Here is an 11,099-nt window from a genome sequence, read left to right as displayed (position 1 = left end):
CCCCCCAGCAGAACCGGCGCGGGGGGGGGGGGGGGGGGGGGGCGCCCGGCCCGCGCCCCGCCCCCCCCCCCCCCCCCCCCGGGCGGGGCGCCCTCGGCCGCGGCGGGGTCGGCCGTCGCGTCCTGCGGCCCGGGCGCCGCCTGTGCGGGGACGCCGTCCGGCCGGGCGTCCGGCGTGGTGGGGGCGGCCGTGGGGTCGCCCGCGGTCGTGGACGGGTCGGGCGCGGGGTCCCCCTGCGGTGCGGTGTCTCCCTCGGATGGGGAGGTGGCCTCGCCCGCGGGGCGGTCGGAACTCACAGCGTGCTCCAGTCGTGATCGGGATAGCGGTGCAGCGGCGCGGAGACGTCGTCGAGCGCCTGGCAGATCTCGTCAGGAAGCGTAAGGGCCTCCACCGACAAAGCCGCTCTGAGCTGCTGCGCATTGCGCGCGCCCACGATCGGCGCGACCACTCCGGGGCGGTCGCGCACCCAGGCGAGCGCCACCTGGAGCGCGGTCGTGGACAGCCCGTCGGCCGCGGGGGCCACCGCGTCGACGATGCGGCTGGCCGTGTCGTCCAGGTACGGCGCGACGAACGGCGCCCACTGCTCCGACGCGCCCCGCGAGTCCGCAGGCGTGGCGTGCCGGTACTTGCCCGTCAGTACGCCACGGCCCAGCGGCGAGGAGGGCAGCAGCCCGATGCCGAGGTCCTGCGCCGCCGGCAGCACCTCGCGCTCGACGCCGCGCTGGAGCAGCGAGTACTCCATCTGCGTACTGGCCAGCCGGGCGCGCGGGCCCGCCGCGGCGAGTTGCCAGGTGGCCGCCTTCGACAACTGCCAGCCGCAGAAGTTGGACACCCCCGCGTACCGCGCCCGGCCGCTGCTCACCGCGATGTCCAGGGCCTGGAGCGTCTCCTCCAGCGGCGTCGCCGGGTCGTAGGCGTGGATCTGCCACAGGTCGACGTAGTCCGTGCCGAGCCGCTGCAACGAGGCGTCGAGGGCGGCCAGCAGGTGTCCGCGGGAGCCGTCGAACCGCCGGTCGGGGTCGGGCACGCTGCCCGCCTTGGTCGCGATGAGCAGATCGCGGCGCGGCACCAGACCGTCGAGTAACTGACCGAGCAGGTACTCGGCGCTGCCGTCGGCGTACACGTCGGCCGTGTCCACCAGCGTGCCGCCCGCGTCCCAGAACGTCTTGAGTTGGTCCGCCGCATCGTGTTCGTCGGTGTCCCGACCCCACGTGAGCGTGCCAAGCCCGATCCGGGATACGCGCAGGCCCGTACGGCCGAGGTGCCTCTGCTCCATGGGCGCTGACCTTACTGGCCGCGCCGCGACCCGTGGTGGGCCTGTGGATAACCCTGGCACTGCCGCGGCCACGCCATGCGCGCTAGAGTCCCCGCCACAGGGACGTTACTGATGAGTAAGGGGAGTGGCATGCGGCTGGGCATCAACCTCGGTTACTGGGGTGCGGGAATGGACGCGGACAACCTCGCGGTCGCGCAGGAGGCGGACCGGCTCGGGTACTCCGTGTGCTGGGTGGCCGAGGCGTACGGCTCCGACGGGCCCACCGTGCTGTCCTGGGTCGCCGCGCAGACCGAGCGGATCGACATCGGTTCGGCCATCTTCCAGATCCCCGCGCGCACGCCCGCGATGACCGCGATGACCGCCGCCACCTTGGACTCCCTCTCCGGCGGCCGGTTCCGCCTCGGCCTCGGCGTCTCGGGCCCGCAGGTGTCCGAGGGCTGGTACGGGGTGAAGTTCGACAAGCCGCTGGCCCGTACCCGCGAGTACGTGGAGATCATCCGCAAGGCCATGCGGCGCGAACCGCTCAGCCACCAGGGCGAGCACTGGCAACTTCCCCTCCCGGACGGCCCGGGCAAGGCCATCAAGCTGACCGTGCACCCGGTCCGCGAGCACATCCCGCTCTACGTCGCCGCCATCGGGCCGAAGAACCTGGAGCAGACCGGCGAGATCGCCGACGGGGCGCTGCTGGTCTTCTTCGCCCCCGAGCACGCCGAGGAGACCACCCTGGGCGCGCTGCGCGCCGGGCGGGCCAAGGCGGGCCAGGACCTCGCCGGCTTCGACGTGGTGCCGACCGTCCCGATGGCCGTCGGCGACGACGTGTCCGCCCTCGCCGACCACTTCCGCCCGTACACCGCGCTGTACGTGGGCGGCATGGGCAGCGCCAAGCAGAACTTCTACAACAAGCTCGCCCAGCGCATGGGGTACGAGCAGGCAGCCGCCGAGATCCAGGAGAAGTACCTGGCCGGCGACAAGACGGGCGCAGCCGCCGCCGTACCGCACGAGTTGATCGACGCCACCACGCTGGTCGGGCCCGTCGAGCGGATCGCGGACCGGATGCGGGCCTATGCCGAGGCCGGGGTGACCACCCTGTCGCTGATGCCGGCCGGCTTCACGCTGGAGGAGCGGCTCGCGGGCCGGCGGGCGGGTGTGACGGCCCTGGAGCGCGCCGGGCTGGCCTGAGCCTCGTACGGCCGCTGGTACGCCCCCTCGTACGCCCCGAACGGGAAGCCGGGAAGCCAAGGGCCCGGGAATCCCGGGGCGGGGGGCGAGGGGGAGCCGGCGGCGCGAGTGCGGCGCGGTGGGGGAGAGGTCTGCGGCCGTGGTGGGGGCTCGGGGGTCTTCCCCGCCACGGCCGTCACCCAACACAACGCCGGGCCCGCCGCGCGGTTACGGGCACGGCGGCACCGGCCGCACTCACCCGACCGGCGTAGCCGTCCGCGGCCCCTGTTGCCGCCGCGGGCCAGCGGCCTTCGACTGGTTCTGGTGTGGGGACGTTCCGGTGTTGCTGGTGTTCCCGGTGGTTCCGCACGGCTGTCGTGCGGCGCTTCATGGAGGTGGCGATGGTGCTCTCGGCGCGCAGCGTCTTCCAGGAGATCCTCGACGACGACGAATCCTTCCGGCTGTTCTGCTCCATCGCAGCCAGCGGCGAGTCACAGGGCGGCTGGGAGAACGGCCGGATCGCCGCGCTGGTGCCGGCGGGGGAGCGCGCCATGACCGGGAAGATCACCCGGCACGGGGCGGACGAGGACAAGCACGGGCGGATCTTCCGGGCCCTGCTGCGCAAGCGCGGCCTCGACCCCGTCGACGTACCGCCGGAGACCGACTACACGATGCTCCTGGAACGGCGCGGCATCGGCCTCGCCCACGAGAAGCTGCGCGGCGCCGAGCCGCTGACGGAGCGCGACATCGTCGCCTACCTCGCGCACAGCCGGGTCACCGAGCAGCGCGCCGCGGAACAGATGCGGCTGCTGCGCCGGTACTTCGCCGACGACCCCGACATCGGCCGCGCGGTCCGGATGATCTCGGACGACGAGGACAACCACCTCGCCTACTGCCACGAGGAACTCCTCCGCCTCGCCGGCGCCGGCTACGGCCGCATGATCCAGGCCCTGCTGCGGGAGAGCGCCCGCGCCGAGATCCGCGTCTACCGCCGGGTCAGCCTGGCCGTGATGGACCACATGGGACGGCTGCTCGGCTGGCCGCGGGCCAAGGGCGCGCTGCTGGCCGCCGGAATCCACGGGGTGTACGGGTACGAGGCGGCCGGCGGCTGGCGCCGGATGGTCTCGCTCCGCATGCCCGAGCGGCGCAACGCGCTCGGCGGCCCGGCGACCACGGCCGCCGAATTCGCCTGACCGGTCGGGCTGCTTGACCCGGCTGGCTCGCCTGCCCCGTACGCCCCGCCTGGCCGCGCCGCGCCACCCCGCGCGCCCGCGCCCGCGTACCCGCGCCGCCCTCACAGCCAGCCGCGCCGCTTGAACATCCGGTACAGCACCACGACCGACGTGACCATGACGGTGAGCGCCGCCGGGTAGCCCCACGGCTGGTGCAGTTCGGGCATGTGGTCGAAGTTCATGCCGTAGACGCCGGCGACCATGGTCGGCACGGCCACCATGGCGGCCCAGGCGGAGATCTTGCGCATGTCGTCGTTCTGCCGGACGCCCACCTGCGCCAGATGGGCCGCGAGGATGTCGGACAGCAGCCGGTCCAGGCCCTCCACGTGTTCGTTCGTACGCGTCAGATGGTCGCTCACGTCGCGGAAGAAGGGCTGGGACGGCGGGTGTACGAAGGGCACGGTGCCGCTGGCCAGCCGGGCCATCGGCTCGGTGAGCGGGGCGGTGGCCCGGCGGAACTCCAGGACCTTGCGCTTGAACGCGTAGATCCGGCTGGCCGAGCCGCTCGCGCCGGCGCCGTCCGGCGTGAACACCTCCGCCTCCAGCGCATCGAGGTCGGTGTGCAGCGCGTCGGCCACCTCCAGGTAGTGGTCCACCACCGCGTCCGCGACCGCGTACAGCACTGCCGTCGGCCCGTGCCGCAGCACCTTTGGGGTCTGTTCGAGGCGGGCGCGCACCGTGCTGAGCGGGTTGGCCGCGCCGTGCCGCACCGTCACCACGAAGCAGTCGCCGACGAAGACCATCAGCTCCCCGGTGACCAGGGTGGCGCCGCCCTCCTCGTACCGGGTCGGTTTGAGCACCAGGAACAGGGAGTCGTCGTACACCTCAAGTTTGGGGCGCTGGTGGGCGCTGAGCGCGTCCTCCACGGCCAGCGGATGGAGCCCGAACTCGCCCGTGACCTCGCTGAACTCCTCCTCGGTCGGTTCGTACAGGCCGATCCACAAGAACGCGTCGCCGCTCGTACGCGCTTGTTCGACGGCATCGGAGATGTCCGCGGGGTCCGCCGCACGGCGGCCGTCACGGTAGAGGGCACAGTCCACGATCACGCCGGGGATTCTTCCCCGACCGCGGCGCATATGCATCGTGAGCACAACCGATCAGCGTCGTACGCTGATCGACATGCCCACGCTGATCCTGATCCGACACGGCCGGTCCACCGCCAACACCTCGGGCGTGCTCGCCGGCTGGTCGCCCGGTGTGACGCTCGACGAACGCGGCCTCGCGCAAGCCGCCGGCCTGCCCGAACGCCTCGCGGAACTGCCGCTGGCGACCGCCGTGTGCAGCCCGCTGCCGCGCTGCGCCGGCACCCTCGCGCCGCTGCTCGCCGCGCGCCCGGAGTTGACCGTGCACACCGACGAGCGGATCGGCGAGTGCCATTACGGCGACTGGACGGGCCGCAAACTCGCGGAGTTGAACGACGAGCCGATGATGGAGGTCGTCCAGCGGCACCCGTCGGCCGCCGTCTTCCCCGGGCCCGAGGGCGAGTCGATGCGGGCCATGCAGGCCCGCGCCGTCGACGCGGTGCGGGACTGGAACGCGCAGGTGGCGGCCGAACACGGCGAGGACGCGCTGTACGTCATGTGCTCGCACGGCGACATCATCAAGTCGCTGGTCGCCGACGCGCTGGGCATGCACCTCGACCTCTTCCAGCGGATTTCCGTCGAGCCGTGCTCGATCACCGCCATCAGCTACACCAGGCTGCGCCCGTTCCTGCTGCGGCTCGGGGACACCGGAAACCTCGCCGGACTCGCGCCCCGCACCGAAGAAGGGCCCGTTGCGGCCGGGGACGCGGCGGTGGGGGGTGGCGCGGGAGCACCGTGATCTCCGCGCGCAGTAGGGTGGTTCCGCGCATGAGACCGTGGTCTTGGCACCCAGGACGGCGGGATCAGCGGCCACCAGCGGCCGGGCCCGTGCCCCCAGCGGCGCAGACCCACCCCGAGCCGATCCGTCGAAACAAAATGGAGCAGGACGTTGTCCCGTCAGGTGTTCCTCTATGACCCGCCGGACCGCTTCGTCGCCGGTACGGTCGGGCTACCTGGCCGCCGTACCTTCTTCCTCCAGGCGTCGGCGGCCGGCCGGACCACCAGCGTCGCCCTGGAGAAGGCGCAGGTCGAAGCGTTGGCCGAGCGGATCGACGAGCTGCTGGACGAGGTCGTGCGGCGCACCGGAGGCAATGCGCCGGTGCCTGCCGTCGCGCCGGCCGAGATGACCGACACGGCGCCGCTCGACGCCCCGGTGGAAGAGGAGTTCCGGGTCGGCACCATGGCGCTGGCCTGGGACGGCGAAGAGCAGCGCATGGTGGTCGAGGCACAGGCGCTGGTCGAGCTCGAAGCCGACACCGATGAGGACCTCGCCGAGGCCGAGGAACGGCTGCTGCAAGACGACGTGAACGGGCCGCCGATGCTGCGGGTGCGGCTCACCGGCACGATGGCCAGGGCGTTCGCCAAGCGCGCCCTTGAGGTCGTCAACGCCGGCCGCCCGCCGTGCCCGCTGTGCAGTCTGCCGCTCGACCCGGAGGGACACGTATGCCCGCGCCAGAACGGCTACCGCAGGGGGGCCTGACGCCCCGGGGAGCGGCCACCGCCGCCCCCGCGGCGTCCGAAGCACCCACCCCGGCCGAGGTGCTGGCCGCCGGCGAGCTCACCGTGCGCGGCCAGGTCACCGACGCCTCCAACGCGGTCCTGCTGTGCACGGCGAGCTACCGCGGGCAGAGCCTGAGCTGCGTCTACAAGCCGGTGGTCGGGGAACGGCCGCTGTGGGACTTCCCCGACGGCAACCTGGCCCGCCGCGAGGTCGCCGCGTACGAGGTCTCCGAGGCCACCGGGTGGGGGCTGATTCCGCCGACGGTGCTGCGCGACGGGCCCTATGGCGAGGGCATGTGCCAGCTCTGGATCGACGCGCCGGACGACGGCGACGCGGAGGATGACGGGGGCGACGGAGACGGCGGCGGCGCGGATCACCCGGTTCCGCAACTGTTGGCGCTGGTCGAGGGCGGTGAGCCGGGCCCCGGCTGGAAGGCGGTCGGGCAGGCGGATGTCGGCGGGGGCCGGACCGCGCTCCTCGTCCACGCGGACCAGCCCCGGCTGCGCCGGCTGGCCGTGCTCGATGCGGTCATCAACAACGGCGACCGCAAGGGCGGTCATCTGCTGCCGACCGCCGACGGCGGGTTCTACGCCATCGACCACGGCGTCGCCTTCCACGTCCAGGACAAGCTGCGCACGCTGCTCTGGGGCTGGGCGGGGGAGCCGCTGCCCGACGAGGCCCGTCAGGTCCTACGGCGACTTTCAGCCGAACTGGCCGACTCTACGCCGCTCGCCGCCCGCTTGGCCGAACTGATCACCGCGGCCGAGATCGAGGCGCTCCGTGACCGAATAGCCGATCTGGTGCAGAGCGGTAGGCATCCCGAGCCCAGCGGGCAGTGGCCCCCGATCCCCTGGCCCCCGGTCTGACGCAGCACGTGGAGGCCGGCTCCGCAAGACCGCCTATCGCGCCAAGACGCGCCATCCGGTTCGTAGCCGGATGCCGCGTCCGGTTACGCTCATGACATGTATGCCTGGCCCGCTTCTGAGGTTCCCGCCCTGTCCGGTAAGGGCCGCGACCTCCGGATTCACGACACCGCGACCGGGGAGTCGATCGCCATCGACCCCGGTCCCGTCGCCCGCATCTATGTCTGCGGCATCACTCCGTACGACGCCACCCACATGGGACACGCGGCGACCTACAACGCGTTCGACCTCGTACAGCGCGTGTGGCTCGACACCAAGCGGCAGGTGCACTACGTCCAGAACGTCACCGACATCGACGATCCGCTGCTGGAACGCGCGGTGGCCAACGGCGATGACTGGACCGCGCTCGCCGAGCGCGAGACCGCCCTCTTCCGCGAGGACATGACCGCCCTGCGGATGCTGCCGCCGCGCCACTACATCGGCGCGGTCGAGTCCATACCGCGGATCGTTCCGCTGGTGGAGCGGCTGCGCGAGCTCGGTGCCGCGTACGAGGTCGACGGCGACATCTACTTCTCCATCGAATCCGACCCCGGCTTCGGCGGCGTCTCCGGGCTCGACGCCGAGGCCATGCGGCTGCTGTCGGCCGAACGCGGCGGTGACCCGGACCGCCCCGGCAAGAAGAACCCGCTCGACCCCATGCTCTGGCTGGCCGCCCGCCCGGGCGAGCCCAGTTGGGACGGCGGCTCGCTCGGTCCCGGCCGCCCCGGCTGGCACATCGAGTGCGTCGCCATCGCCCTGGAACACCTCGGCATGGGCTTCGACGTCCAGGGCGGCGGCTCCGACCTGGCGTTCCCGCACCACGAGATGGGCGCATCGCACGCACAGGTGCTCACCGGCGAGCGCCCGTTCGCCAAGGCGTACGTGCACGCCGGCATGGTCGCCCTGGACGGCGCCAAGATGTCCAAATCCAAGGGCAACCTCGTCTTCGTCTCGCAGCTCAGGCGCGACGGCGTGGACCCGGCCGCGATCCGCCTCTCCCTCCTCGCCCACCACTACCGGGCCGACTGGGAGTGGACGGACGAGGTGCTGCGCACGGCCGTCGAGCGGCTGGCGCGCTGGCGCGCCGCCGTCTCCCGGCCCGACGGCCCGGCCGCCGACGAACTGGTCGAGGAGATCCGCGCGGCCCTCGCCGACGACCTGGACGCCCCGACCGCGCTGGCCGCGGTCGACCGCTGGGTCGAGCGGCAGACCGCATCGGGCGGCACGGACGAGGGCGCGCCCGGCGTGGTCTCGCGTGCGGTTGACGCGCTGCTGGGCGTGGCGCTGTAGGCGCGGCGCATCCGCCGCAACGAACCTGGCACCGGGGGGGGGGGGGCGGCGCCGGGGGGGGGGGGGGGGGGGGGGGGGGGGGGGTGGGGGGGGGGGGGGGGGGGGGGTGGGGGGTGGGGGGGGGGGGCGGGGGGGGGGGGGGGGGGGGGTGGGGGGGGGGGGCCCCCCCCACCCCCCCCGCCCCCCCCCCGGCCCCCCCCGGGGGGGGGGGCGGGGCCTTGGTGTTGGTCTGCTGTGGCCGCGGCGCCGATTTGTTGGGGCTGTGGTGTTGGTCCTGCTGTGGCCGCGGTGTCGGCTCGGTGGGGCTGTGGTGCTGGTCCTGCTGTGGCCGCGGTGTCGGTTTCAGTGAAGTCGTAGCGTTGATTCGCTCGGGGCGCTGGCCGGGGTCGCTCGGGGCGTGGTGCGGTCCGCCCGTCGGGGGCGTCGCTTCGGTGGGCCTGTGAGGGGGCGCCTGGGCAGGGGCCTGTGAAGGCCGTCCGGCGCTGGTGGTCGGTGTGGTTCGCACCAGGGTGGGGCGGGTCCGTGGCAGCGGGCCGCCCCACCGCGGTGCGTCAGCCGTCCTTGTCCGGGGACTCGCCCTCGTCTGCGGCCTGGTCGCCGCGGCCACTGCGCCCACGGCGACCGCCGCGGCTCTTGCGACCGCCGCCGTCCGCTCCGTCGGAGCCGGCCGCCTCGGCCGGGCCGCCCGAGCCGTCCGGGCTGGCGGAACCGTCGGAGCCGGCAGAGCCGTCGGGGCTGTCCGTACCGCGTGAGCCGGTCGGGCCGGTCGAACCCGCAGTGCCATCGGCGTCCGCCGCGTCCACGGGGCTCGCGGTCTCCTCGCCCCGCTTCGCCGTCTTCGGCTTGCGGCGGCTCCGCCGGGCCGCCGTACCCTTCGCGGGCCCGGCCGATTCAGCCGACGCGTCCGGTTCAGCCGGTTCAGCCGGTTCAGCCGACACATCCGGTTCAGCCGACGCAGCGGGTTCGGCCGATTCCGCATCCGCCGTGGGCCCGTCCTGCTCGGCCTCGGGCGGCCCGTCCGCTGGCCGCTCGGCGTCGGTGGCCGGGGCGGTCTCGTCGCCCGCCTCGGTTGCCCCGCCCGGCACCGTCCCGTCGGCCCTCGTCCCGGCCGGCGTCTCGTCCGGCTCCGTTGCCGCTCCGTCCGGCAGTGCCTCGTCCGGCGCGTCCTCCCGCGCCGTCGTCCTGCGCGCACGGCCGCTGGACGGGTCGCGGAGGTAGGAGTCGCGGCCGTCGGATGCGGTGCCGCCCTCCGCGGCGTGGCCGGTCGGGCCCGGCTGGCCGTCCCTGCGGCGCAGGTACCGCTCGAACTCGCGCGCGATGGCCTCGCCCGACGCCTCCGGCAGCTCCGCTGTGTCCCGGGCCTCCTCCAGCGACTGCACGTACTCGGCGACCTCGCTGTCCTCGGCGGCGAGCTGGTCCACGCCCAGTTGCCAGGCCCGCGCGTCCTCCGGCAGCTCGCCGAGCGGAATGCGCAGCTCCAGCAGGTCTTCGAGCCGGTTGAGCAGGGCCAGGGTGGCCTTCGGGTTGGGCGGCTGCGAGACGTAGTGCGGCACCGCGGCCCACAGGCTCACCGCGGGGACGCCGGCGTGCGTGCACGACTCCTGGAGGATGCCGACGATGCCGGTCGGCCCCTCGTACCGGGACTCCTCCAGGTCGAGGCTGCGGGCCAGATCCGGGTCCGAGGTCACGCCGCTGACCGGCACCGGCCGGGTGTGCGGGGTGTCGCCGAGCAGCGCTCCGAGCACCACGACCATCTCCACGCCCAGCTCGTGCGCGAAGCCCAGGAGCTCGTTGCAGAACGAACGCCAGCGCATGCTCGGCTCGATGCCCCGCACCAGGACGAGGTCGCGCGGCTTGTCGCCACTGGTCCGCACCACCGAGAGCCGGGTGGTCGGCCAGGTGACCTTGCGCACCCCGCCGTCCAGCCACACGGTGGGCCGGTTGACCTGGAAGTCGTAATAGTCCTCGGCGTCCAGCGCCGCGAACACCTCGCCCTTCCACTCCCGGTCCAGGTGCCCGACCGCGGTGGAGGCGGCGTCTCCGGCGTCGTTCCAGCCCTCGAAGGCACAGATCATGACCGGGTCGATCAGCTCGGGAACCCCCTCAAGCTCGATCACCCAGCGCCTCCTTCCGACCGGGGTGGTCGGGTGACCCCGCCGGTTCCAGTTCCATTGCGTGCGGCCCCAGCCTACGGCTTCCCCCGCCCCCGGCCGCAGCCCTGGGGGAGCATCGCCTTCAGCTCTCAGCGAGGCGCGCCCACCGGTTCAGGCCGGTCCGCCCCGCGCCGCCAACCCGCAGGCCCGCGCCGTGCCCGGGGCCCCTGCACCGCGGCGCTCCGCACCCGCCGCGCCCGGCCGGGGCGGCCGACCTTCCGGCCGGTCGAACTCGGCGCTGGGCGCTGGTAGTTGGGGTCGCTCGATGGCTCCGCTGTGCCGTACCGCCCGACGTCCGCCAACCTGGCGCCTGCACCGCGTACCCCCGCGCGCACCGCATCCACGTCGCACCGCGCACCCCCTGCGCATCAACCGCCGGCACACCACCTGCCCCCACATCGCACCGTGTACTCCCTGCGCACCGGACCGCCGTCGCGGGGGGCCCCGCGGGGGGGGGGGGGGGGGGGGGGGGGGGGGGGGGGGGGGGGGGGGGGGGGGGGGGGGG

At 73.9% G+C, this 11,099-nt stretch carries 9 protein-coding genes and 2 pseudogenes; 7 read left to right on the top strand and 4 right to left on the bottom strand.

What is annotated here, in order from left to right; genetic code table 11:
- A pseudogene (locus AAHZ94_RS18875) lies at positions 1-296 on the bottom strand (hypothetical protein); the annotation flags it as partial.
- Positions 293-1,276 (bottom strand): aldo/keto reductase, encoded by a 984-nt coding sequence (locus AAHZ94_RS18870; RefSeq protein ID WP_349994130.1) that lies wholly within the window; start codon positions 1,274-1,276, stop codon positions 293-295. The gene AAHZ94_RS18870 and the pseudogene AAHZ94_RS18875, both read right to left, overlap by 4 nt.
- A gap of 129 nt (positions 1,277-1,405) precedes the next feature.
- On the opposite strand from AAHZ94_RS18870, the gene AAHZ94_RS18865 reads away from it, so the two are divergent.
- Together AAHZ94_RS18865 and AAHZ94_RS18860 are read left to right on the top strand one after the other, a co-directional pair.
- Positions 1,406-2,455 (top strand): LLM class F420-dependent oxidoreductase, encoded by a 1,050-nt coding sequence (locus AAHZ94_RS18865; RefSeq protein WP_349994134.1) that lies wholly within the window; start codon positions 1,406-1,408, stop codon positions 2,453-2,455.
- Positions 2,456-2,838: 383 nt separating this feature from the next.
- Positions 2,839-3,627 (top strand): ferritin-like domain-containing protein, encoded by a 789-nt coding sequence (locus AAHZ94_RS18860; protein WP_349994133.1) that lies wholly within the window; start codon positions 2,839-2,841, stop codon positions 3,625-3,627.
- Positions 3,628-3,728: 101 nt separating this feature from the next.
- Here the strand turns inward: AAHZ94_RS18860 and corA are convergent, their stop codons facing one another.
- Entirely contained in the window at positions 3,729-4,721 is a 993-nt protein-coding gene (corA, locus tag AAHZ94_RS18855) for a magnesium/cobalt transporter CorA (RefSeq protein ID WP_349994132.1), read from the bottom strand.
- A 64-nt stretch (positions 4,722-4,785) separates the two neighbouring features.
- On the opposite strand from corA, the gene AAHZ94_RS18850 reads away from it, so the two are divergent.
- The 5 genes from AAHZ94_RS18850 (at position 4,786) to AAHZ94_RS18830 (ending at position 8,790) form a co-directional block, all read left to right on the top strand.
- On the top strand, positions 4,786-5,487 hold the full coding sequence (locus AAHZ94_RS18850) for a histidine phosphatase family protein (protein WP_349994131.1): 702 nt from the start codon (positions 4,786-4,788) through the stop codon (positions 5,485-5,487).
- 150 nt (positions 5,488-5,637) lie between these two features.
- Positions 5,638-6,228, top strand: coding sequence for a DUF3090 domain-containing protein (locus tag AAHZ94_RS18845; protein ID WP_349994129.1), 591 nt, complete (start codon positions 5,638-5,640; stop codon positions 6,226-6,228).
- Positions 6,192-7,115: an SCO1664 family protein gene (locus AAHZ94_RS18840; RefSeq protein WP_349994128.1), complete on the top strand. Its 924-nt coding sequence runs from the start codon at positions 6,192-6,194 to the stop codon at positions 7,113-7,115. The genes AAHZ94_RS18845 and AAHZ94_RS18840 overlap by 37 nt, the downstream gene beginning before the upstream one ends.
- A gap of 96 nt (positions 7,116-7,211) precedes the next feature.
- A complete protein-coding gene (mshC, locus tag AAHZ94_RS18835; RefSeq protein WP_349994127.1) occupies positions 7,212-8,441 on the top strand; it encodes a cysteine--1-D-myo-inosityl 2-amino-2-deoxy-alpha-D-glucopyranoside ligase in 1,230 nt (409 codons plus the stop codon).
- Positions 8,407-8,790: a hypothetical protein gene (locus tag AAHZ94_RS18830; RefSeq protein WP_349994126.1), complete on the top strand. Its 384-nt coding sequence runs from the start codon at positions 8,407-8,409 to the stop codon at positions 8,788-8,790. The genes mshC and AAHZ94_RS18830 overlap by 35 nt, the downstream gene beginning before the upstream one ends.
- A gap of 835 nt (positions 8,791-9,625) precedes the next feature.
- Here the strand turns inward: AAHZ94_RS18830 and AAHZ94_RS18825 are convergent.
- A pseudogene (locus AAHZ94_RS18825) lies at positions 9,626-10,558 on the bottom strand (PAC2 family protein); the annotation flags it as partial.
- Between the last annotated feature and the right edge of the window lie 541 nt (positions 10,559-11,099).

Source organism: Streptomyces sp. HSW2009 (assembly GCF_040240285.1).
In the GTDB taxonomy this organism is placed as follows: domain Bacteria; phylum Actinomycetota; class Actinomycetes; order Streptomycetales; family Streptomycetaceae; genus Streptomyces.
Note: the sequence above shows the minus strand (reverse complement) of the source record. Positions and strands in the feature narration are given on the sequence as shown.